Origin of the sequence: Vibrio sp. 14G-20 (genome assembly GCF_026241515.1) — a bacterium.
GTDB lineage: Bacteria > Pseudomonadota > Gammaproteobacteria > Enterobacterales > Vibrionaceae > Vibrio.
Genome location: NZ_JAPHPW010000006.1, coordinates 200024 through 224955, shown reverse-complemented (window position 1 = coordinate 224955; position 24932 = coordinate 200024). Strand labels below are relative to the sequence as shown.

Sequence of the window (24932 nt, the reverse complement as noted above, 5' to 3'; positions counted from 1 at the left end):
AAGAGCTTAAAAGCAGAAAATAGAAAGCAGAGCTAGGTTATCTAGCTCTGCTTTTTTGTTGCTTGTCGAATAGCACACATCTAACTCGCTCTTGCTCTTCCCGCTCTTCGTATCTCGCATCTCGTTTACGCGCATCTGCCCTTCTGCTTTTCCAGATCGCCAGATACAAAAAAGGCCGCTCATAAGCGACCTTTTCTATTTCACTGAGCCACCTTAAACAAGATGGACACAATCAAATTATTTTACACGACCAACGTATTCGCCAGTGCGAGTATCAACTTTAACAACTTCACCGATAGCGATGAATAGAGGTACACGAACAACCGCACCTGTTGCTAGAGTTGCAGGTTTACCACCCGTACCCTGTGTATCGCCTTTAAGGCCAGGATCGGTTTCAGTTACTTCGATCTCAACAAAGTTTGGCGGAGTAACAGTGATAGGGTTATCATTCCACAACGTTAGAGTACAAACGTCATTTTCAACTAACCATTTTGCTGAATCAGCGACTGCTTTTACGTCTGCTGCGATTTGCTCAAATGTTTCGTTGTTCATGAAGTGGTAGAATTCGCCATCGTTGTATAGGTAGCCTAGTTCAACGTCAACAACATCTGCAAGCTCAAAGCTTTCGCCTGATTTGAATGTTTTCTCTAACACTTTGCCTGACAGCAGTTTACGAAGTTTTACACGGTTAAACGCTTGGCCTTTACCTGGCTTAACGTATTCATTGTCGATAATTGCGCAAGGCTCGTTATCTAACATGAATTTTAAACCGCCTTTGAATTCATTGGTGCTTACTGACGCCATGATTTTCTCTTCCACATCTTTGAGTTAATTTCAATGCCGCATATCATAACCCGAAAAGTCGAATCTGTTGAGCAAAACTGGCTCAAACAACTATCGAATGCGATCTCTGACCCGACAAAACTGCTTGAAGCATTAGAAATAGACCCAACACCGTGGCAAAAAGGATTCGCGGCACGTGAGCTGTTTTCACTTCGAGTACCCCTAAGCTTTGTAGAGCGAATGGAAAAAGGCAACCCACACGATCCTTTATTGCGTCAGGTGTTACCACTCAACGAAGAGTTCGAGGTTCATCAAGGCTATTCAGCCGATCCGCTGGAAGAGCAAGAGAACGCAATCCCGGGCTTACTGCACAAATACAAAAACCGCGCATTGATGATTGTAAAAGGGGGCTGCGCGATTAACTGCCGCTACTGCTTCCGCCGTCATTTCCCTTATCAAGACAATAAGGGCTCTAAGTCGGTGTGGCAAACCAGCCTAGACTATGTAGCTGCTCACTCAGAGATCAACGAAGTTATCTTATCGGGTGGCGACCCTTTGATGGCAAAAGACAGCGAACTCGAATGGCTTATCCATGCCATCGAACAGATCCCGCATGTAAAAACCGTTCGAATTCATAGCCGATTACCGGTTGTGATCCCTGCTCGAGTGACTGATGAACTATGCCAATTGTTAGCTCAAACTCGCCTCAATGTGGTGATGGTCAGCCATATCAATCACGCCAATGAAATCAACGTGGAGCTCAAACAAGCTTTCCATAAGTTGAAACTCAGTGGTGCGACTCTGCTTAATCAGGGCGTGATGCTAAAAGGCGTCAACGACAGCGCTAACTCATTGAAAGAGTTGAGCGAAAAGCTATTCGATACCGGTGTTTTACCGTACTATATGCATGTTCTTGATAAGGTTCAGGGCGCCGCTCACTTCTATATCTCAGATGAAGAAGCAAAGGCCCACTTTAGGGGGTTAATCTCTGAAGTTTCTGGGTACCTAGTGCCTAAGTTAACTCGCGAGATCGGCGGACGCAGCAGTAAGACACCACTCGATCTGCACATTGAATAACTCTATCTCGAGCAATGGTCGCTTCTTATCGTCTTAAATATCAAGAAGCGACAAAAGAAAAATGCCCCTAGCTTCACCTTAACAACAGACGGCTGCTAGATTTTAAGTCACCTTTATCAATCGTTAAGACAAAAAGTTTTTGTTCGATCGTCCGGTCTATTATTAGCATACTCGGCTCTATTCTAAATTTTTAGGAGGGGTGATATGACACAATTTATAGAACAAACTCTCAACCTTGCCCCCTTTAGCTGGGCAGGCCTTGCAGTATGCATGCTGTGTGGGTCGTTAATCGGCATCGAACGACAAACACGCGGTAAACCGGTAGGGATCAGGACATCGATTCTGATCATCAGCGGTACTTATTTCTTCCTTACGATGGCGATTAGCCTATCCCCTAACACGCTCGATCAGGCTCGTGTGCTTGGTCAGATAATAACGGGGGTCGGGTTTCTTGGTGCAGGAGTAATGATGACACTGGATGGCAAGATTCATGGTGTCACTTCAGCCGCGATCATCTGGGTGCTCGCGGCATTAGGTATGATGATCGCACTTGGTCACCTTTCCCAATCGGTCATTATCACGCTAATGGCGCTAGTCATTCTGCTTGGTGTCGACAAGGTGGAAAACAGCTTCCAAAGCCTACGACGCGGTGTGCACCAGAAATGGATGCGTAAAGGTCGCGTGAAGAAGTAACCTCTAGTTTTAAATACGTTACCTTAGAGGCAAATTCTTCGAGATAAAAAGAAGCCTAGTCAAACGACTAGGCTTTGAGTTTTTACGAAAGCGCTTAATGTACGTGAATACACACTTGGTTCTTGCCCGCGGCTTTCGCCTTATAAAGCTGCTCATCCGAAGAACGAATACTCTGGTTTTCCCACAAGTGACCAACGCTGTCGAACTTGTACAGCGAGTAAAGCGTCGCGCCCCCTGAAACCGATATATCGATCTTGTCACCATTCGCACAACGGTAACTTTGTAAATTAATGTCGTTTTGTATGCGCTCAAAAATCGACGTAAGCAACTCAGATGATTCACCCGTAATCGCCACAACAAACTCTTCACCACCAAATCGCGCCACGATATCTTGCTGTCTAACGCTGTTCAGCATCAACTGAGCGACATGGCAAATCACCTCGTCCCCCACTTTATGGCCATGCTGATCATTAACGACTTTGAAATCATCGATATCGAACACGCCAACACCAACAATCGGCTGTTCATCCTGTGCCAATAATCGAGCTTCAAAACCGCGTCGATTTAACAAGCCAGTGAGTGGATCGTGCATTGCTAAGTCATTTAAACGCTGGTGCTCTTGCCTTGTGTAAAAGCGCCATAGCCATAAAACCGAGAGCAGATACAAAACCAACAATATCGAAAGCTGAATCCTCTCCATCTCCAATATATGTAGAAAATGTTCACTCTTATCTTCTTCGATAGTCAGATATAGCTGCGTATTAATGTCATCCACATACAGAGGCTTGGAATAGGTGAAATCCATAAAACCGTATTTGTTTGCTCCACGCGTGCTGGTGATTTTATAACCATGGGTCGGGTTCGATACTAGGTTGGAGACATACCCATCGACACCCAATACCCCTTTGAATTCACCATTTACGTAGATTCCCTTGGTTAAGGTCACGACTTTCTGACCGGTCAGGTAGTCATCATACTGGCCGGTATACACCACTTGGTCCTGCCCTTGAGCTAAGCCAAAGCGAATCGTGTTCACCCAATAAGGCCTGCTATTCACCACAGAATCAAAGGTGTCACCCTTAATGTAACTGGCAAAATCAGAAGGCGAAGAGATAATAAACTTCTCTTTTGAAATGAAGTAAATCGCAGAGATGGTATCAATGGTGTTGGCAAAATAAGCCATGGTCGGCGCGATGAACAAGCGCTTACCCGCTTCGGTATAAAGGTCCGATTTCGGGTTGCACATCTCGCGAGGGCCAGAGAACATAAAATCAAAGCGAGGGGCATTTTGCTTCTCGCTGGTGAAGTGGCACGTCTCACCTTCAAGCTTTTTCTCATGCGAGAATACGTAGGTATCCCCATGCAGTGGATAAAGTGCCGTGATGTTGTACTCAAGTGCATTTATGATCTGTGTGAGCTCCGCTAAAGAGCGTGTCACGCCTTGTTTTTCGATTCCATACTGTTTATCTGATTCTTCCGCTGAATCAACGAGCAATAAGCCCAAAACGACTAAAAAACTGGCGGTAAGGCTTAAGAAAGCCTTTTTAAAATCGACGGTATGGGGATTAATCAAAGCATATAAATCATCGTTGGGAATTTATCGAACATTGTACTTATAAGTAAAAATACTGCAATAGGAAGTATAAAACCAAATGCTTATTGGTTAATTTAAAAAGTTTAGATTAGAGGGGAATTGAAGCAATAACGCCTAAACAAAGGAGCTTAGGCGTATAAATAATGGAGCCTAGGCGTACAAATAATGGAGCTTAGGCGTATAAATAAACTCGATTTAACAATAAGATCGGTTTAATAATACGCTCGATTCGCCAATAAATAGCAAACCAAGCATTCATCAATAAACTTACTTAGCGAAGTTCACAATCGGGAAGCACGGGAAGAAGCCGTTGTCAGCACAGTTGATCAGACCAACTTGTACGCCCTCGATTTTTTTAGTTTTGTTGAAGATACCCACCTGAACCGTAGACACTTCTGAAAGGTTTGCGGCACCAACATCAACCAAAGTGTCGCCTTCCGAGTAGTTTACAAAACTCACGTTCGCGCCTTTCACATCGTTAGTGATGTTAACGGCACCCAAGTTCAAACCTGTGGTTTTTCCTGGGTTCCAGTTGAATATACCCAAAGAAGCACCGGTCATTTCTTGGTTTACTTTATGCGCACCAAAAATACCCAAGTTCACACCCGTCGTAGTTTGCGTCTCTGACATACCAATAATAGCAAGGTCGACACCTTTAAGGTCATTCACTTGGCCATGAAGCAACGCCACACGTACACCGCCAACCGCATCTGAATCCGGAGCGTTGAAGCCGTTAATCGTTGAAAACATAACTGGCGAAGAAGCGAATGCTGCTGGCGCCATTACCGCTGCAGACACAGCAAGTACTGAAAGTAGTTTTTTCATTGGGGAGTCTCCACTGACTTATTGTTGACTTGATTAATCCATTTTCAATCAAGCATTTATTATCCTTTATTAAACAGCTATCCATGTTAGATCAATGTCATAACTGTACTGTTGAATATAAGACGCTAAGTCATAAAGAGCAATGGAAAAGCAGATCAAAGGAAGATGCGGGATGCGAGTAAACGAGATGCGAAGAGCAAAAAAAACGGAGACCGAGGTCTCCGTTTTCAAAGCTTATGTATAGCTTTCTCTGTTACGAGAAAGGGGGATGATTACATCATACCGCCCATGCCACCCATACCGCCCATGCCACCCATATCAGGCATTGCAGGGCCAGAATCTTGAGGCTTGTCAGTGATCATCGCTTCTGTTGTGATCATAAGACCAGCAACTGATGCTGCGAACTGAAGTGCAGAGCGAGTTACCTTAGTTGGATCTAGGATACCCATAGCAATCATGTCGCCGTATTCGCCAGTCGCCGCGTTGTAACCGTAGTTACCTTCGCCAGCACGAACGTTGTTAGCAACAACAGACTCTTCATCACCTGCGTTCTTAGTGATTTGACGAATAGGCGCTTCCATTGCACGTAGGGCAACACGGATACCTACGTTTTGCTCTTCGTTGTCACCTTCAAGGCCAGCAACTTTAGATGCAGCGCGGATAAGTGCAACACCACCACCAGCAACCACACCTTCTTCAACAGCGGCGCGAGTTGCGTGAAGTGCATCTTCAACGCGATCTTTCTTCTCTTTCATCTCAACTTCAGTTGCTGCGCCAACTTTGATTACTGCAACACCGCCAGCTAGTTTAGCTACGCGCTCTTGAAGCTTCTCTTTGTCGTAGTCAGACGTTGCATCTTCGATTTGTTGACGAATTTGAGAAACGCGACCTTTGATCATCTCTTCATTACCCGCACCATCGATGATAGTCGAGTTTTCTTTAGTGATAGTAATACGCTTAGCTTGACCTAGGTCTTCTAGCGTTACTTTCTCAAGGTCTAGGCCGATCTCTTCAGAGATAACCGTGCCGCCCGTTAGGATAGCGATGTCTTGCAGCATAGATTTACGACGGTCGCCGAAACCAGGTGCTTTAACCGCAGCCACTTTAACGATGCCACGCATGTTGTTCACAACAAGAGTTGCTAGCGCTTCGCCTTCTACATCTTCAGCGATGATAAGAAGTGGACGAGATGCCTTAGCAACCGCTTCTAGAGTTGGAAGAAGTTCACGGATGTTCGACACTTTCTTGTCGATAAGAAGAATGAACGGGCTATCCAGATCAACAGAACCGGCTTCTTGGTTGTTGATGAAGTAAGGAGACAGGTAACCGCGGTCGAACTGCATACCTTCAACTACGTCTAGCTCGTCTTGTAGAGCCTGACCTTCTTCAACCGTGATTACGCCATCACGACCTACTTTTTCCATCGCTTCAGCAATGATGTTACCTACTGTCGAATCAGAGTTCGCAGAGATAGTACCTACTTGCGCGATAGCTTTAGTGTCTGAACAAGGAACAGAAAGGTTCTTCAGCTCTTCAACAGCCGCGATAACCGCTTTGTCGATGCCGCGCTTAAGATCCATTGGGTTCATGCCAGCAGCAACCGCTTTTAGGCCTTCAGCGATAATAGACTGAGCCAATACTGTTGCTGTTGTTGTTCCGTCGCCCGCCGCGTCATTCGCTTGCGAAGCCACTTCTTTAACCATTTGTGCGCCCATGTTTTGGAACTTGTCTTCAAGTTCGATTTCACGTGCAACTGAAACACCATCTTTAGTGATCGTTGGTGCGCCAAATGATTTGTCTAGAACAACGTTACGGCCTTTAGGACCTAGCGTTACTTTTACTGCGTCAGCCAGAACGTTTACACCTTCTAGCATTTTAATACGTGCGTCGTTACCAAATTTAACGTCTTTAGCAGCCATCTTTATTTCCTTTAAATTCTTTATTCAGTCAGTTCAGTTTTATGGGTCGGATTACTCAACGATCGCCATGATGTCGTTTTCAGACATGATCAGAACTTCTTTGCCGTCGATCTTTTCAGTTTTAGTGCCGTAGCCTTCAGAAAAGATAACAGTATCGCCAACTTTAACGTCCAATGGTTGTACTGAACCATTTTCTAAAATGCGGCCTTTGCCAACAGCTAGAATTGTACCGCGAGTTGATTTTTCAGCGGCAGAACCAGTTAGAACGATGCCACCAGCAGATTTAGATTCAACTTCTTGGCGCTCAACGATAACTCGGTCGTGTAGAGGACGGATATTCATCGGTCGTATCTCCTGATAATTTCCATTTAATATGATAGTTGCCACAATTGGCATGGGTTAATCAGTATGTTGGGGCAATGTGAAAGATCCCAAGGGGGGAAAGAAAAAATTGTGATCGAAAGAGCAGATAAGAGCGGGTAAGAGCAGATGCGAGTAAACGGGATGCGAGATACGAAAAACAAAAACGCCCCTGCGAATAATCCTGTGTAAATGTCAGGGGGTTAAGCAAAAGAAGGCTGCTTTTCTTTTCTCCGCTTTTAGCTCTTCGATACCCGTTTACCCGAATCTCGTATCTGCTTTTAAGCTCTTCGCATCCCGCATCTCGTATCTGCTTTTCTTTCTTTCCAAGCCACATCTGTTTATCCTACGGTTTTAGTTCCAACGGCGTTTTACATGCAAGATAAGCACGGGCTATTAACTGCCCCTATTGAGAGTACATTACGTACCATGACCATACCGACCATATTCGGTATGGTGGCGATCTTGATGTTTAACCTTGTCGATACTTTCTTTATCTCATTGCTCGGCACGCAAGCTCTTGCAGCGGTGAGCTTTACTTTCCCTGTCACCTTTGCGATTAACTGCATTACCATGGGGATTGGCATTGGCTTATCAACGTGTATCGGACGGTTACTTGGCCAAGGTTGCGCCCAAAATGCCGCTCGCTTTACCTGTCACGGCTTATTGCTTGCCGTGCTGCTTGTCGGTTTTGCGTCTACGCTGGGCCTACTAACGCTAGAACCCATGTTTACTCTGTTAGGTGCTGAACCTGAGTTGCTGCCACTGATATCCGAATACATGTCAGTCTGGTATTTAGCGATACCGCTGCTTGTCATTCCTATGGCAGGCAACAGTGCGATACGAGCGAGTGGCGATACAAAAACACCCGCTAAGATCATGATGTTGGCTGGCCTGATTAACGGTATTCTCGACCCGCTGCTGATCTTCGGTTACGGGCCTTTTCCTGAGCTAGGGATTCAAGGCGCAGCCATTGCTAGCGGATTCAGTTGGTTTGGTGCATTGTGTGGCTCACTGTATGTATTAACCATACGAGAAAAGCTGCTTGCTCCACCCAAACTAAAAACCATCATCAATGATTGGAAACAGATCTTAGCCATCGGCACACCCGCCGCCCTATCTAATGCCCTGAATCCACTTGCTGGCGCTATCATCATGATGATGTTGGCCAAACAAGGGACTGAAGCGGTTGCGGCTTATGGCGCTGCCCAGCGTATTGAATCCATTCTTATCATTGTGCTGATGTCTCTTACTTCGGCTCTTACACCTTTCATGGCTCAGAACTTTGGTGCAAACAACCCTCAACGCAGCTTTAAGGCTCTGTTTCTAAGCATGCGCTTTGCCATATTATTCCAAGGGTTGGTCTTCTTAATGATGGTGCCACTGAGCATTCCTTTGGCCGCCCTGTTCTCTCAAGAAGAATCGGTGCGAGGCATATTGTGGCATTACCTGTTAGTGGTCCCCTTTAGTTATGGGTTCCAAGGCATTGTGATGATGCTGATCAGCGGCATGAACGCGATGCATCAGCCACTTAAAGCCTTCCAATGGAGCTTCATGCGCTTGTTTGTATTCACACTGCCATTCGCTTGGGTCGGCAGCCAAATAAATGGTGTCGAAGGACTATTTATTGGTTTAGCACTCGGCAATGTTCTGGGTGGTATATCCGGGTATTGCTTTGCGCTTCGCATAAAAAAAGATACGAGATGCGAGTAAACGGGATGCGAAAAGATTTAAGAGCAGATGAGAGATTCGAGTGTCGAGATGCGAAAAGATATAAGAGCAGGTGAGAGATTCGAGTGTCGAGATTCGAAGAACTTGAGAGCAGAAAGAGACTAGAAGAAGGAAGATGACATGGAAGACAGTACTTACAAAATGCTTTATGACGCACCGATTGGCAAGATGATCATTGTGAGTAATGGTGTGTCGCTTATTGAAATTGACCATATCAATACCGAACCAGAGCTTACAGAAAACCCCGACGAGTTATGCCTAGAAGTATCTCGCCAACTAGACGAATACTTTGCAGGCAAACGTACAAGCTTTGATTTGCCACTGCAGCCAAAAGGGACTGACTTTCAAAAAGCAGCTTGGCAGGCTTTAACGACCATTCCTTATGGCGAAACCATCAGTTACGGTGAGCAAGCAAAGAGAATGGATAACCCGAAAGCAGTAAGAGCGGTGGGGGGTGCGAATGGTAAAAACCCGTTTAGCATTGTTGTCCCCTGCCATCGAGTGATTGGAGCGAACGGTACATTAACGGGCTACACTGGCGGCATGAACCGCAAAGAGTGGTTGTTGGATTTTGAGCGTTCGGTTTTGAAAGCAAGATGAGAGTGACGAGATGCGAAAAGCACATGACATAGATACGAGTAAACGAGTTGCGAGATACGAAAAGCAAAGAAGGAATTCTCTTTCTGTTTTTAGCTTGATCGCTTGTCGCTACTAGTATCCCGTATCTGCCCCTTATCATTACGTCATTCCCTACTGCGAGGAACGAGCGTGATAGGGAATCTCTTTGAAAGTACGGAGTGTGACACATCAACGTGGCATGAGATTCCAGATACAAAAAAACGGCCACACTCGCGTGCAGCCGTTTTAGTATTCGATGAAAGTTAAAAGCTATTTAACGATCACATCACCTGACATTTCAGCCGGGATTGCGATACCAGACAGAGAAAGCATCGTTGGTGCTAAGTCAGACAGCTTACCGCCTTCTTTGAACTCAACGTCTTTGCTGCCTACGTAGATAAGTGGAACAGGTAGGTTAGTGTGCGCCGTGTGGATGCCGCCCGTTTCTGGGTTTACCATCATTTCCGCGTTACCGTGGTCCGCAGTGATAAGCAGTTGGCCATCGGCTTCTTTGATTGCTTCAACCACTTTGCCAAGACATTCGTCTAAAGACTCTACCGCTTTAACCGCTGCATCGTAAACGCCAGTGTGGCCAACCATGTCACAGTTAGGGAAGTTACAAACGATAGCGTCGTATTTGCCGCCTTTGATCGCTGCAACAAGTTTTTCAGTAAGCTCTGGTGCGCTCATTTCTGGCTGTAGGTCGTAAGTTGCTACTTTTGGAGAAGCAACAAGCTGACGCTCTTCGCCTTCAAACTCGTCTTCTTTACCGCCGTTGAAGAAGAACGTCACGTGTGCGTATTTCTCTGTTTCAGAGATACGTAGCTGCGTTTTGCCTTCTTTCGATAGCCATTCACCGTAAGTGTTCTCTAGAGAAGCCGGTGGGAATGCACAAAGCAGTGGGATGTCGGCTGCGTATTGAGTCAGCATCACGAAATCGATTGCTGGGAATACGCTACGCTCAAAACCGTCGAAGTTAGGCACGAACGCACGAGTAATTTCACGCGCACGGTCAGCACGGTAGTTCATGAAGATAACCGCATCGCCATCAACGATAGCGGCAGATTCTTCACCTTCCGCTTTGATTTCAGTCGCTTTAACGAATTCATCGTTTTCGTCACGAGCGTAAGCCGCTTCTAGGCCAGCAACAGCTGTATCAAACGTGAATTCACCTTTCGCTTGAGTAAGCAGGTCGTAAGATTCTTGAACGCGATCCCAGTTGTTATCACGGTCCATTGCGTAGTAACGACCAATAAGCGAAGCCACACGGCCTTTGCCTAGCTTAGCGAACAACTCTTGGAAGCGAGCTAGTGTGTTTTCTGCGCTACGTGGCGGAGTATCACGGCCGTCTAGGAATGCGTGTAGGTAGATTTTCTCTGCGCCACGCTCTGCTGCCATTTCAACCGCTGCATAGATGTGATCTTCATGAGAGTGAACGCCACCTGGCGACATAAGACCCATGATGTGAACCGCTTTCTCCGCTTTTACTGCTTTATCGATAGCATTCACTAGTGTTTCAGTTTGACCGAATTCACCGTCTGCGATTGATTTAGTAATACGCGTTAAATCTTGGTATACCACGCGACCCGCACCGATGTTGGTGTGACCCACTTCAGAGTTACCCATTTGGCCATCTGGTAGGCCTACATCTAAGCCAGAAGCCGAGATTAGCGTGTTAGGTTGGTTAGCAATAAGACCGTCTAATACTGGAGTATTAGCGTTCGCGATAGCGTTGTCTTGGTTGTCTTCACGGTAACCGTAACCGTCAAGGATCACTAGAGCCATTGGCTTCTTAGCTGACATAGGACTGACCTCGTTCAATTCAAAATAAATCGGTATAAAAACAAATTAGCGTAATTTTACTACAGTTTACAGTCAAAACTGTAGCGGAAGATCAAGAAAGGGCGCAGGTAGGATGATCGGATATGAAAAAGAACGTCATTTTGTGTTTAGCTGACTGTTCTAATCACTTAGAAGATTTAGTACTCGCTACGAATTCGACACAATCAAAAAGAGCCCCGTAATCACATTACGAGGCTCTCAATTAGCTATTTACTTTCATCGTTATCATTGGCTTTCGCTAAGAAGCATTGGCTTCGCACTAAGCATTAGCTTTCACTAAATATTAGCTGCATTTGGCACTTCTTGCACTTGGCTCGCATTCCAAACCAAATCACCAATCCCATCCGTTGGCGAAAATCCGGTCGGCGCATCAAGAAGTAGCTGACGAATCGTATCATGCTCTAGGTTGTGACAAGCAAAATCTAAAGATTCAAGCAATGTGTCATACTCATCAATCGGTAAAAACACTTCTTGAGCGGTCATGATTCGCTCATGAGCTGTTCGCTCTACGTTATCGCCAATCAATAGCTCTTCATACAGTTTTTCTCCCGGGCGCAAGCCTGAGAATTTGATTTCAATATCGCCGTGCTGATTCTCTTCGTTCTTCACAGAAAGACCAGAAAGCTTAATCAGGTTTTCCGCGAGATCGGTAATTTTTACTGATTCGCCCATATCCAACACAAACACATCACCGCCTTTACCCATAGCGCCGGCTTGAATCACCAGTTGCGCCGCTTCAGGGATCGTCATAAAGAAACGGGTGATCTCAGGGTGAGTCACCGTAAGTGGGCCACCCGCTTTAATCTGTTTCTTAAACAACGGGATCACTGAACCTGAAGAACCAAGCACATTACCAAAACGCACCATACAGAAACGAGTACCGTTCTCTTTTTGGTTTTCTTGCTGCGCTAAGGCTTGTAAGCCTAATTCCGCCATACGCTTGGTGGTGCCCATCACGTTAGTAGGGCGCACCGCTTTGTCTGTCGAGATAAGAACAAAAGACTCAACACCTGCTTCGATGGCCGCTTTCGCTGTGTAGTAGGTACCGTATGCATTGTTACGTACACCTTCCACGACATTATACTCTACTAGAGGTACATGCTTATAAGCCGCAGCATGATAAACCGTTTGTACACTAAAAGACTGCATTGAGGTTAATAAGCGATGCGAGCGCTGAACAGAGCCTAGTAGCGGCACGATCTCAACATCGTAACCTTTGGTTTCTTTAACTAGGGAAAGCTCGCGATCAATTTGGTACAAGCCAAACTCAGAAACTTCAAACAGCACTAAAGTTTTAGGCTGTTGTTTCAGGATTTGACGACACAGTTCAGAGCCAATAGAGCCGCCGGCACCAGTCACCATGACTACTTTGCCCTTGATGTTGGCTTCCATCAAAACTTGCTGAGGCACAACTGCATCACGACCTAACAAATCCTCAATAGGAACATCGGTAAGCTCATCAATTTTCGCTTTACCGGATACAATATCTGCCATGTCTGGCACCGTCTGAATTTCAACAGGAAGTGGTGCTAATAAATCTAAAACTTGCTTACGGCGAGCGCGAGAAGCACTAGGGATTGCGAGTAGGACTTTAGAAATCTCATACTTGTCAATCAAAGCTTGAGTCTTATTTAGGCTAACAACGGGTAACCCTAAGATCATCGTGTTAGTGAGCGTGCTATCGTCATCAATAAACGCACGAATACGATAGCTTTCTGATGCGCGAAGCGCCACTGCAAGCTGGCGACCACCTGAACCTGCACCATAAATCAACACTTCTTGCCGTGAGTCTTTCGAAGGTGACGTAGTGGCAACAAGATTGCGAACCACAAGACGAGAACCACCACACAATAACGCTAAGTAAGCACCATAGATAATAGGGACCGTGCGAGGGATCGGTTCTTGTAGGTAATAAGCAAAAACTGCCAAAGCGGTAGCGGATAACACGGCACCAGCGGTTACCACAAATAGCGCTTGGAAGGTCAAATAGCGGAGAATTGCCCGATAAAGCCCAACCTTAGTAAAAATAAGGATGGTAGATATTAATGTTAAGCCAATCAGTAATAAGCTATCACCATCATTCAAAAACTGCACATCACCCAGCCTTGTCCACAAAGCAATATGCAGAGCAAGTAAGATGAGCAAAGTGTCGATAACCACGCTAATGACCCGCTTATGTAAGCGAGAAAGTTGCCAGATAAAATTGAGACGTTGCATAAAAATATTCCTATTTATTGGAATTTATATGAATTAGATGGCATTAGAATGATACGTCGACATCATACCGATTTACAGGTAACACATTATAATGTCTAACATATATTGCCATGCGCCTATTGGTCTTATAATAAACAAACGCCCCAATAATTTCAGATTTGAATCTATTGGGGCATATCGGTGATGCTTTAAAAAACCAGTTCCAACAACTGAAAGATTAAATTTGAGCTTCAATTAATACAGAGCGAATAACTGTAGCCGTCTTATTTATTTCTTCTTCAGTTAACGTTGGGTGCACTAAAAACATTAAGCTAGTTTCACCTAGCTCAACCGCGTTCTTTAACGGTATTTCTGGCCTGTAGCTTGTGCCATCAAATGCTTTTTCAAGATAAACCTCAGAACAACTGCCTTGATATGCAGGAACACCTTGTTCAACAATAGCATCAACAATTTTATCACGAGTCCAACCTGGTTTCAGATGCTCAGGGCGGATAAACATATAATGCTTGTATTCAGCATGTTCAATGTATTCCGGAATATCCACACTGCGAACAATTGCAAGGTCAGCAATAGCCGCTTCAATCACAGCGGCATTCACCTGGCGCTTTTGCGTCCATTCAGCCATACGCTGGATTTGGATACGCCCCAAAACTGCTTGCATTTCTGTTATACGCCAGTTGGTACCAAAGCTTTCATGAAGCCAGCGAAAGCCTGGTGGGTGCTCGCGGTTGTAAATAGCATCAAAGCTTTTACCATGATCCTTATAAGACCACATAAACGACCATAGTTCTTTGTCATTAGTGGTTACCATGCCGCCTTCACCACCAGTGGTCATGATCTTGTCTTGGCAGAAAGACCAAGCGCCAATATGACCAATCGTACCGACACTGCGGCCTTTGTACTTTGCGCCATGTGCCTGGGCACAGTCTTCAATAACCTTAAAGCCACGCTTTTCAGAGAGCGTCATAATTGCATCCATCTCGGCTGGCATGCCAGCAAGGTGTACAACAATCACAACTTTAGTTTTTGGTGTTAATACCGCCTCAATAGATTCAGCCGTAATGTTTTGACTATTTAGGTCGACATCCGCAAAAACAGGTATCGCACCAGCCGTTACAATAGAAGAAGCCGATGCTAAGAAAGTACGAGATGTGGTGATCACCTCATCTCCTTGGGTAACCCCGAACGCCTTTAATGCAACATCTAACGCTAGCGTCCCGTTACCCAAAGCCACCGCATATTCACAACCAACCCAAGCCGCAAACTCTTTTTCGAATTCACGACCTTCTTGACCCGTCCAATAGTTTACTTTATTTGAAAGTACGACCCGACTTACGGCGTCCGCTTCTTCTTGAGTAAACGAAGGCCATGGAGAAAATAATGTATTAAGCACGATGTCACCTGATCAGTTTTAATTATTATGATTTGATAAGCTCATGAGCCGGAGAGCCCACGACTGTTTTAAAATTTGGAACATTATTGACAACGGTTGAACCAGCCCCAACGACTGAATCACACCCAATAACAACAAGCTGTTTAACTTGGCTACCGATTCCTATCCAAGTGTTTTTACCTACTTCAACGCCACCGGCCAAGTTTACACCCGGGCTAATGTGTACGCCTTCATCGAGCTTGCAATCATGGTCAACAGTAGAGCCAGTATTAATAATACAGCTCACACCAATATGACTAAAAGGGTTAACGACCGCATTCGCCATCACAACAGTTCCTGCATTGATGCTGGCGTATTTACTTATTACTGCACTGGGGTGAACAAGTACACCAAAGGTCGCTCCCGCTTGGCTTAACTCGTATTGTTTACCACAGCGAATCGCATTGTGACCAATCGCGACAACAACAAGATCATATTCTTTCACGGTAGAGGTAAGCGTACTTGTATCACCAAACACCGACCAGTGTTCGACGGATTTTAAGCTTGGCCAACGATCATCAAAAAAGACAATATTCTGATAACCATTAAGCTCAGCTATCTCAGCTATTACTTTTCCATGTCCACTGGCTCCTAAAATGGCGCAGCTTTTCATTATTGGTTATTACCTTGATGCTGTGACCCCGTAAAAGGTTCGATGGTAACGTGTCCATCTGCTGATATGCCCTCTTTAACGAAGACTTTTTTTACCGTTAGAAATAAAACTTTAACATCTAGCCAAAAAGTTCTGTTGTCCACATACCAAACGTCTAATTCGAACTTTTCTTCCCAGCTAATCGCATTGCGCCCGTTAATTTGCGCCCATCCCGTTATCCCAGGGCGAACGTCATGGCGGCGAGCTTGCTCTTTGTTATAAAGGGGAAGATACTGCACCAACAAAGGACGAGGGCCGACTAAACTCATGTCTCCCTTCAAAACGTTCCAAAGACCTGGTAACTCATCTAGGCTACTTGAACGTAACTTATCACCAAATGGCGTCATACGTTCGTCGTCAGGTAGTTGATTACCCTTGGCATCAACCGCATCTTTCATGCTGCGAAACTTCACCATTTCAAATAGCTTTCCGTTCAACCCTGGGCGAGTTTGACGAAACAGAACTGGAGACCCAAGGTTTTTACGAATCTTCCAAGCCACTAAAACAATGATGGGAGATAACAGAATAAGTGCAATAAGAGACGCGATAAAATCAATCAACCTTTTCATCATTTACCTCAGAAGAAGTTGCCTCAGTTGAATTAATACCAGTCACCCAAGCTACCCATTTATCCGCCAATAGAGAGCGGTCAAACTTACTTTCAGCAAGTTGGCGCGCATTCGTTCCCATTTTAGCTAAAGCTTCCCTTTGGTCTGCCGCATTTTCTAGTGCGTTAGCAAACGCTTTAGGATCCTCCGGCTGAACAGAAAATCCACATTGGGTTTGCTCAATCATTCCCGCTAACCAACCAGGGTAATTATTGATAACGGGTAACCCTGCCGATATGTAGTCAAAAAACTTGTTGGGCGATGTCCCGTAATAAAAGGCTGGAATATTCGCTAATAATTGCATACCTACGTCTGCGCTTCCCATTAAACCAGACAGTTTTTCTTTATTTACCGGCGGGTGAAACACGACATTATCTAATGTTAACGCTGACGCTCGTTTCTCTAGTTCAGGCTTTAATTTACCTTGCCCAACTAAAACTAGTTTAATGTCTTCTCGGCCCCGTTTTCGGAGCTCGACAGCCGTATCTAAAACAGCGTTGAGACCATTTGCCATTCCATGAGTCCCTGTAAATATGGCCATCAGGTCGTTATCTTTAACTCCCTCAGGACGCCAAAGTTCGCTTGGTTGGCTAAAGATAGATAAATCACAGCCATTAGGCACCATAGTTATTTTGCTTACATCAACGCCGCGTTTTTTAATACCCTCAACAATACCAGGAGACAAACCAATACAACGATGCGCGCTACGGTAAGATGCCCACTCTAAGAAAGACATCAGCCCCAGAATGATAGGGTTTTTGATTACCCCCATCTCTTTGGGTAACTCTGGCCATAAATCTCGCACTTCAAAAACAAATGGCTTTCCACGTAACCAGCGAGCAAATATACCTGGAATTCCGGCTGTAAGAGGTGTTGTGGTAGCAAAAAGTACATCATATTTTTCAGTAAAGGCCAGGCCAATACTTTTCAAGGCAAACTTAACAAACGTCATGCTGCGTTTTAAAAAACCATCTGAGTTTGAATAAGCCAAATCAAATTCTATGATGCGAATACCATCAACAATACCTTCGCGTTTACCCGCGGTAAACACAGAATCTAGGCCAGTTTCGCCTCCACCGTAAGTACCACAAACCATAGTAACATTATGCCCGTGATGGATCAGGCGCTTAGCCATTTCATAGGAGCGTATTCCAGTCGAACCTTTTGGTGTCGAGAAGTGTTGATGAAAATAAAGAATATTCATGAGTGAAATTGGTACTCTGTTGTAATGTTGCCATCTGACGAAATCTCTACCTCAAGAACGGGGATAGAAGTTTCTTGGTAGTAATAACGGGACTCTCTGCCTTCTACAATTTCTAAACGGTCAATCTTTACATCGCTATCGATTTTGATCTCGTGATTGCCATTCGTAACCTTACGACCTTGCACCACCCAATTATCAGGGCTTAGTCGCCATCGAAGGGTTGCTTTACTTTCAATGCCTTGCACTTGGTCTTTTACAGTAAGGGAACTTTCCGTAAGGGATATGTGCCGTTGATGCTCACACCCCAAATAGTCTCGGTAACCCGCTTGCCCTGTTAACTGGTGCTCATCGAAACTGACATCCTTTGCTTTCAACCAAGCACCTAACAGAAAGCGACTAAGCCTTGGCATTTGCTCGTTGCAGTCAAATTGAATGGTGTTGTGACTTTGTGTTCCGCCATAGTAATCAATATAGTCTTGCCCAGCGTTGTAGCTGAACGTGCCACCGTCGCGTAGTAGATTGATACCATCTAACCAAAGGTCAACGTGAAGCGCGTCGTTTTGTGCAGGCCTAAATCGAAACTTAGGGTAGTTGAATAAGGCAAATGCACCAGCCGGATTTCTCAACCCAATATAGCCGCCGTGTTGAAAATGAAACGAAGTAGGCTTAGATAGGATTTTCTCTGGTTTTTTAATCTGCAATAAAGAAAGCGCCTCATCATACTCACCTTTCTTTTGCCAAGCTGCTGCTTGAAGGAAGATGGCAGCGGCTAACTGAACAGATGGTCGGAAATCTCGATAATCGCTACTCGAGAGCTGCAATAAGCGAGCACCATCATTGTGGCCAAGGTTAGGGGCATCGCCAGTTGATGGTTCAATTAACTGGTAAAGCCATTGAGTCGCAAGACCTATTTTCTCGGTTAATCCTCGAGTAAATGGGCTTAGTTCTAGCTCTCTACGCCAAAGCTCTGCCATTGAATAGGTATCTAGCATAACTCTGTGGTAGTTCACTGAGTATTGACTGAATGTTCCATCTTTAGCGACAAGATTTTTCGCCCTATTCTCTAGCCACTTACGCCCCTGTTTTTGCCAACAAGCGCCACTTTTATCCCCATTAACAACCAACCAACTCCCACCAATAAACAATGCTGCAGCCTCAGATGTACCATGATTATTATCTTGCGCTACAGCATAAGAGATCGTTGGCGCGATTCGTTGTAGATGTGCTTTTATCAATGCCAAAAGTGCTGGTTCAGGCTTCTGAACTTGATTAAGCAGTTTAGCGGAAAATGCTAAGTGCATGACCCGTATTGAAGCTTCTTGTCCGCACTTCCAGTTTGGCCCCAAATAAGGCGCATTCTGATCCATCCAACTTCTAGCGGTAGTGTTAAGTTCTTCTAAAGCAGCATCTCTACCTGCAAGGTAGTCTCTCGCAAGACCAAGAGCCCAATCAAATCTAGATGCCTCCCAAATCCCTTTGATATCACCGACATTGGAGTCAAAGTCAGTCAAGCAAAACCAAGGTTTATTCATCGCGGAGAAGCGATGCTCAGTTAATACACTCTTATCCCATCTCAGTTCACTCGCAGACAATTTTGGTAACCAACCAAATGGAGACAGCTTGTATTGCTCTGGAAATTCACTACGATTTAAAGACGTTGTTGAGCGGAACAAAAGCCCCGAGATAGGGGCTTGAGAAAGACGCTTAACAGGGTTCAATCCACTGCGGATACCGATTTGATAGATAGCAACTCGAGCTAAGTTGAAAACTCCCAGATCTTTTGCTGTTTGCGCTTTTAGTTTAAGGCTCATCGTTGATTTCGTAACTGCTCAGCAATTTCAATGGTTACTTTAGCCACTTCAAACAGCTCGCGTGCTGTAATCGGCGCTTCTGTGCCCTTCTCAATCGATTCAAGGAAAGCTGCAGAACACGGTGTTTGACCTTTATCCTGCTTCCAAAGATTCATTTTCTTGAATCCAGGCCAGCCAAAACCTTTAAGTTTACGGAAGTTATCTAGCTGTAAAACACGGCCTGCAGCGAAAACTTCGACACGCTCTTTCGGGAAACTGGCCGCGCCATTGGCTAAATACTGGATAGTGCCAAAAGAACCATCAGCAAAACCAAGAATAATAGCAGCCTTATCTTCCGTGATATCAACGCTATCAACATCACCCATTCGGCGACACTGAACTGATGTAATTTCTGAGCCTGCAAGGAAGCGCATTAAGTCAATGAAATGACAAGCTTCACCAATAATACGACCACCACCGACCTCATTATCTTGTGTCCAGTGTTCTGCGGGAATCGCCCCTGCATTCATGGTCATCATAAAGCTCTTTGGTTCTTTAACGGATGACAGCAATTCTTTCATTTTTTGAACTTGAGGAGAGAAGCGGCGGTTGAAACCAACCATCAACTTTGGCGCCGCTGTTTGGTTTGCAACAGAATAATACGCTGCCTCTACCTGTGCGAGCTCTTCTAGAGTGATAGCTAATGGCTTTTCAACAAAAACGTTTTTACCCGCATTTAATGCATCACATACAAACTTAGCATGGCTATTATGACGGGTAACAATGGCAATGGTATTGATCTCAGAATCATTAATCATCGCAGTTGTGTCAGTAGTGGTTTTAGCAAAGCCCGTTTTTTCACCGTGCGTTACGCCGTTAATACCGCCAGATGTCGCAATGGTATGTAACTGTGCACCACTTTCTTTAAAGGCAGGGATAAGCATGCGAGATGCATAGTTACCAGCGCCAACAAACCCGACAACGGGCTTATTCGCTTCAAATGTCGCTGTTGTATCAAGCTCAACCGTCGACTGATGCCTTGTGTTAATTTCACTTTGGTATTGCAGCAAAATACCTAATGCTGATTTATCAGAGGTTAACAAATCATAAGCTTTAGGAGCATCTTCAAACTTGAATCGATGTGTAATAAGCGGTTTAACATCAACCTGGCCAGATGACATCATATCCAAAATAGCTTCAAAGTTACGTTGCTCAGTCCAGCGAACAAAAGCTAGTGGGTAATCATTGCCATTGTCTTCATAATCTGGGTCATAACGACCAGGACCATATGAACAAGAAACTTGGAAGTTAAGCTCTTTTTCGTAAAAGTCTGCACGGTTTAATTCAAGACCCGTCACACCCACCAAGATAATCCGACCACGTTTACGCGACATACGCGCTGCTTGTGTAACCGGATCATTAGACTTTGTAGATGCTGTTATGATGACACCATCTACACCGTTACCACGACTAAACGCCATTCCAGCAGCAACAGGATCTTCACCTTTACCAGGGTTACAAACTTCAGCGCCAAACTCTTTTGCAAGCTCAAGTTTAGCGTCGTCAAAATCAATAGCAAGAACACGGCAGCCTTGCGCACGTAGGAGCTGCACGGTTAACAATCCAATAAGACCAACGCCAGTAACAACAAACGCTTCACCCAACGTAGGTTCTGCTAAACGAATACCTTGTAAACCGATACTAGCAACAACGGTAAAAGATGCTTCTTCATCTGAAACGTTATCTGGAATAAGTGCGCACAAGTTTTTAGGTACTCGAACCACATCAGCATGAGGACCGTTAGAAACAACACGATCGCCTTCTTTAAAGCCCGCAACACCAGCACCTACTTGATTTACGACACCAACATTACAATAACCAAGCGGTAATGGTTGAGCCAATTTAGACTGAACAGCTTCAACCGTTGTCATCAAACCATCAGTTTGTACTTTCTCAAGTACCATTTTCACTTTGTCTGGTTGCTTACGTGCTTTATCTAATAAACTTGCTTTGCCAAAATCTACCAGCATTCGCTCAGTACCTGCGGAAATAAGCGAGATTGATGTATCAATTAAAATATTACCACGCGTCGCTTTTGGGGCAGGGGCATCAACGAGGTTGGAGCCACCTTTAGCCATGTCTTGAAGTATTTGTTTCATTTTTTAGCCAAATTATAATTCATAATAAGCTTATCAATATAAGCATCGTAAGTTTGCCAATTTTTATGATTCTTAACTAAGTTGCCATCAACTTTGAAAGAACCAAAGAGAATAAATTTTTTCAGTGCATCGAAATCATGATAATCAAATGAAACGCCAAGGCCAGATTCAATTAAAACATCAGAGTATTCAACTTCGTTATTTACAATAATCGCTGTATTTGTAAATAATGCATCCCCCCATTTGTTTGACATTGCATATCTATTTATCTCTAGACTAGGGTCATAATATGTATAAATGTAATCTGAAAGGTAATAGTAGGACAAGCACTCTTTTTGACTTACTTCACCAATATAATTAACACCATCCATATCGATAAAAGATTTAGCTAAATCACCATCGACCCTACCAGCGACGATAATATGCAACTCTGAAGGGCTTAGTTCCTTTCTCAATCGAACAAGGTTAGTTAAACCACGATTTTCACCAATCCAACCGTTGTAATAAACGACTACAGACGCATCAGGCCTACTCCTATTTTTAGCCAAGCCATACGATTCTATTATTTCTCTGTCCGAAGGAACATTAGGCAAGACAAATATATTAGTAAATTTCGAACTATACCTATCGGGTGTCGGGACGACATGAACCAAACACTTATTACTAGTGTATAGTTCGAGTCTTTCTAATATTTTTCTAATCATTTTTGGAAAAGGGAACAACATTGAAAAACGATCAGCATCATCATAGACAACTCTATGCTTCTTGACTATCGATGCGATGACACAGGGAAATGCACTTTCAAATCCTAACGCCCAAACAACTGATTTATTAGGTAACCTAATCGCATGAATAAATACGTTTAACATCCAAATAAAATATTTCATTCGAATCGCGACTTTGCTTCCACCTCCATTAAGGCCTTCAATTTTATCAATACTTTCGAGAAAATCTTCTCTTGAATCGTTTACACTACGTGACCAATAAAAGTGTGACAGTTTTAAGTTATTACCCAGAAGGTTTTGAGCCAACTTATATAAACGAGTCCTTCTACTCAAACTAGGGACAGGGGCTATAATATTAATTTTCACGTCATACCTTGAAAGTTTTATTAAAAAAAGAATGAAATAGTGACAAAATGATCAATGGTAAAATAAACTGAAATATTCGAGCAAATGTTCCAAACACTTCACCTGTCATCATATAACCTATCGCATATAAACATACAACCCACGTAACTAAAGAATAGTCTTTGCGTATGAATGAAAGCAATTTAGCAAAGAATGATAGAAAAATCCCAAATGGAACGCCGACAATAATAAAACCAAAAAAACCAAAATTAATATAGGACTCTGAAATTATACCCGGAGAATAGGAGCTCAATTGAAAGCCGTTCACTATATCATATGAACCAGGGTGGATAAGATTTCTCAATGTAGGACCTCCACCTACGGGCTTCTCTGGCCATACTGATCTTGGAACCCAACCAACTGCGACCGTATAAAAAGTACTCCCCAAAGTGATATCTTGGCTTTCCTTATTCTCAATCAACCACATGGTATTTTCTATTGAACCAAATGCATTGAACTTCGAAAACAAACTACCTATCTCAGTCCGACTCTCAACTGAAGACACCTCGATATCTTTTGTTAAGACCTCTCTAATATCACCAAACTTCAATCCTACATAACCGATAGAAAAAATAAAAATTGAAATTAATACTATACTTTTTATCTTAATAGCTTTCTTTGATGAATATAGTAAAAACCAACAGAGAACAATCCAAACCAAAACGACTAATCCCTTAGACTTACTCCCCATATAAAGATTAAAAGCAGTATAACCAGCCACTAGAGCTAACAGAGATAAAACCCTAAAGACATTATATTTTTTATCGAAAATATACCTCATCCAATAAACGACTATGCCTACACCACCCCAGTATATGGGCATCAGAATATAACCTAACCCACTACGCTCTTTAGTCCTATTAATACTATAATCTTGGTAATTAGCCCCCCCGAAATTATAAAGACAAAAAGCTATCGAAATTAATGGCAAAAAAATGAATAACACTTTGTAAAAAAATCCACTATCAGAATTATAAGACAGCCTTGACAGAGAATAAATAAAGTCACTCCTGTTATAAGTTACTCTTGATATACTGTACGTAAGGGTAACAAACAACAATGAATAAATTAACGATAAAACCCATGTAGTGTCAGAATATGCTTCAGTTACATAACGATAGCTTAACGCATCTCTAAAAAACCAAAACACGCCATAAGGTAGTAGAAAAAAAAGAACATAAAATAAAGCAAAAAAATCTGCCGGATAGAATATTCTTTTAATGCCATTAACCCCATCAATTCCGAGAATGAACTTCACATAAAGAAAAGCAACAATTAAAGCTAGAATTCCCGCCATTAGTAAACACACCAAATCTTTTCAAGTTCGGTTCTATAAGAGGATATTAATTTCGAAGATTCTACACAATCACATGATGCATCATAAAACGTACAGTACTTAAGTTGTTTTTCAGGCGACACTTGCTCTTCATTAATTAAGTCAACTATAGAACGCGTTGATACTTCCTTAGCAATTTGGTTTCGTGCATACCCATATATATCATCCAATGTAGACATATCTACAGCATATAAAGCTATAGAACCTGCGACAACTGCATCAACCAATACACCAGAGTCGCCTGCAAGAACATATTTATACTCAACCAAACACTCACTTAATGGCCTAAGTTCTAAGTTTTGGGCTTTATCACTTTTCATTGCTGGATGTAATCTAACTTTAAAGTCAATCTCTGATTTAACAAATGTATTGAGATAGGAGTTAACTACTTCAACATCATCAAGTTTGTTAACACAAACCAACACACGAACGCCCTTTCTCTCGATTTTTTTTAATGGATAAAGCTCAACGTATCTCAAAGCTCCTAGCTTAATATAGTGTGTTCTATCATTATCATTTTTTTTGTACACCATTTCTGACTCCGTCCCATCAACAAAAGCGTATCTAAATATCATGCGTGGGAAATATTGATTCACGGGAGAGTGCTGTACGTAGACAGTTTTTATATTCATACAGTTAGCAACAATACACAAAGATCGATTAATTGTATTATGATCATTTGACATAATAACCACCTTGGGCTTAATCGACATCAAAATTAATAGGGATGAGGCGACATACCCGGGTGTTCGTAAAAATTCATCTACTGAATAAGAAAAAACTCTCAAACTCCTAGTTTCGTTAAGTGTGAACAGCAAGTAAAGTGGTAAAGTAATTGGCAAAGTTAAAAGTGAAACGAGGAATGTCAATCTCCATGGATAGTAATTTCCATCAATTGATTTTTCATCACTCTTGACGTGTATATAGGTGCTTGCCATTTCTTTGAGATGCCGAAGGGCGTA

The 24932-nt window shown here is 43.4% G+C and carries 21 protein-coding genes; 4 read left to right on the top strand and 17 right to left on the bottom strand.

What is annotated here, in order from left to right:
• Positions 1-6: 6 nt before the first annotated feature.
• Positions 7-183, bottom strand: coding sequence for a hypothetical protein (locus OQJ75_RS07865; RefSeq protein WP_265972027.1), 177 nt, complete (start codon positions 181-183; stop codon positions 7-9).
• Positions 184-237: 54 nt separating this feature from the next.
• Positions 238-804 (bottom strand): elongation factor P, encoded by a 567-nt coding sequence (efp, locus tag OQJ75_RS07860; protein WP_009847919.1) that lies wholly within the window; start codon positions 802-804, stop codon positions 238-240.
• Between the two features lie 33 nt (positions 805-837).
• Here efp and epmB point away from each other — a divergent pair, with 33 nt between their 5' ends.
• Both epmB and OQJ75_RS07850 read left to right on the top strand, forming a co-directional pair.
• On the top strand, positions 838-1860 hold the full coding sequence (epmB, locus tag OQJ75_RS07855; protein ID WP_265972032.1) for an EF-P beta-lysylation protein EpmB: 1023 nt from the start codon (positions 838-840) through the stop codon (positions 1858-1860).
• Positions 1861-2064: 204 nt separating this feature from the next.
• Entirely contained in the window at positions 2065-2553 is a 489-nt protein-coding gene (locus OQJ75_RS07850) for an MgtC/SapB family protein (RefSeq protein WP_048607785.1), read from the top strand.
• A 94-nt stretch (positions 2554-2647) separates the two neighbouring features.
• Here OQJ75_RS07850 and OQJ75_RS07845 read toward each other — a convergent pair whose 3' ends face one another.
• The 4 genes from OQJ75_RS07845 to OQJ75_RS07830 form a co-directional block, all read right to left on the bottom strand.
• Positions 2648-4126, bottom strand: a complete 1479-nt coding sequence (locus OQJ75_RS07845; RefSeq protein ID WP_265972034.1) for a sensor domain-containing diguanylate cyclase — start codon at positions 4124-4126, stop codon at positions 2648-2650.
• 288 nt (positions 4127-4414) lie between these two features.
• Entirely contained in the window at positions 4415-4972 is a 558-nt protein-coding gene (locus tag OQJ75_RS07840) for a VC2662 family protein (RefSeq protein ID WP_248373752.1), read from the bottom strand.
• Between the two features lie 272 nt (positions 4973-5244).
• Entirely contained in the window at positions 5245-6891 is a 1647-nt protein-coding gene (gene groL / locus OQJ75_RS07835; protein ID WP_248388813.1) for a chaperonin GroEL, read from the bottom strand.
• A 51-nt stretch (positions 6892-6942) separates the two neighbouring features.
• Positions 6943-7233 (bottom strand): co-chaperone GroES, encoded by a 291-nt coding sequence (locus tag OQJ75_RS07830; protein WP_004733324.1) that lies wholly within the window; start codon positions 7231-7233, stop codon positions 6943-6945.
• Between the two features lie 393 nt (positions 7234-7626).
• On the opposite strand from OQJ75_RS07830, the gene OQJ75_RS07825 reads away from it, so the two are divergent.
• Both OQJ75_RS07825 and OQJ75_RS07820 read left to right on the top strand, forming a co-directional pair.
• Positions 7627-8964 carry an MATE family efflux transporter gene (locus tag OQJ75_RS07825; protein WP_265972037.1) on the top strand — a complete coding sequence of 446 codons (1338 nt, stop codon included), beginning with the start codon at positions 7627-7629 and terminating at the stop codon, positions 8962-8964.
• Positions 8965-9102: 138 nt separating this feature from the next.
• Positions 9103-9582, top strand: a complete 480-nt coding sequence (locus tag OQJ75_RS07820) for a methylated-DNA--[protein]-cysteine S-methyltransferase (protein WP_265972038.1) — start codon at positions 9103-9105, stop codon at positions 9580-9582.
• Positions 9583-9870: 288 nt separating this feature from the next.
• On the opposite strand, the gene gpmM is transcribed toward OQJ75_RS07820, so the two are convergent.
• From gpmM to OQJ75_RS07765, 11 genes are all read right to left on the bottom strand, one after another.
• Entirely contained in the window at positions 9871-11403 is a 1533-nt protein-coding gene (gene gpmM, locus OQJ75_RS07815; protein ID WP_248395443.1) for a 2,3-bisphosphoglycerate-independent phosphoglycerate mutase, read from the bottom strand.
• A 315-nt stretch (positions 11404-11718) separates the two neighbouring features.
• Positions 11719-13659: a polysaccharide biosynthesis protein gene (locus tag OQJ75_RS07810; RefSeq protein WP_265972040.1), complete on the bottom strand. Its 1941-nt coding sequence runs from the start codon at positions 13657-13659 to the stop codon at positions 11719-11721.
• A gap of 217 nt (positions 13660-13876) precedes the next feature.
• Complete coding sequence (locus OQJ75_RS07805; protein WP_265972041.1) at positions 13877-15052, bottom strand: DegT/DnrJ/EryC1/StrS family aminotransferase; 1176 nt, start codon at positions 15050-15052, stop codon at positions 13877-13879.
• Positions 15053-15077: 25 nt separating this feature from the next.
• Positions 15078-15704 (bottom strand): acetyltransferase, encoded by a 627-nt coding sequence (locus OQJ75_RS07800; protein WP_265972042.1) that lies wholly within the window; start codon positions 15702-15704, stop codon positions 15078-15080.
• Complete coding sequence (locus tag OQJ75_RS07795) at positions 15704-16312, bottom strand: sugar transferase (protein WP_323054464.1); 609 nt, start codon at positions 16310-16312, stop codon at positions 15704-15706. Before OQJ75_RS07795 ends, OQJ75_RS07800 begins: the two co-directional genes overlap by 1 nt.
• Positions 16296-17555, bottom strand: coding sequence for a glycosyltransferase family 4 protein (locus OQJ75_RS07790; RefSeq protein WP_265972044.1), 1260 nt, complete (start codon positions 17553-17555; stop codon positions 16296-16298). Before OQJ75_RS07790 ends, OQJ75_RS07795 begins: the two co-directional genes overlap by 17 nt.
• Complete coding sequence (locus OQJ75_RS07785; RefSeq protein ID WP_265972045.1) at positions 17552-19366, bottom strand: heparinase II/III family protein; 1815 nt, start codon at positions 19364-19366, stop codon at positions 17552-17554. Before OQJ75_RS07785 ends, OQJ75_RS07790 begins: the two co-directional genes overlap by 4 nt.
• Positions 19363-21504 (bottom strand): bi-domain-containing oxidoreductase, encoded by a 2142-nt coding sequence (locus tag OQJ75_RS07780; RefSeq protein ID WP_265972046.1) that lies wholly within the window; start codon positions 21502-21504, stop codon positions 19363-19365. Before OQJ75_RS07780 ends, OQJ75_RS07785 begins: the two co-directional genes overlap by 4 nt.
• Positions 21501-22595 carry a hypothetical protein gene (locus tag OQJ75_RS07775; protein ID WP_265972047.1) on the bottom strand — a complete coding sequence of 365 codons (1095 nt, stop codon included), beginning with the start codon at positions 22593-22595 and terminating at the stop codon, positions 21501-21503. Before OQJ75_RS07775 ends, OQJ75_RS07780 begins: the two co-directional genes overlap by 4 nt.
• A gap of 1 nt (position 22596) precedes the next feature.
• Positions 22597-23931: an O-antigen polymerase gene (locus OQJ75_RS07770; RefSeq protein ID WP_265972048.1), complete on the bottom strand. Its 1335-nt coding sequence runs from the start codon at positions 23929-23931 to the stop codon at positions 22597-22599.
• Positions 23931-24656, bottom strand: a complete 726-nt coding sequence (locus OQJ75_RS07765) for a hypothetical protein (protein ID WP_266067146.1) — start codon at positions 24654-24656, stop codon at positions 23931-23933. Before OQJ75_RS07765 ends, OQJ75_RS07770 begins: the two co-directional genes overlap by 1 nt.
• Positions 24657-24932 lie beyond the last annotated feature (276 nt).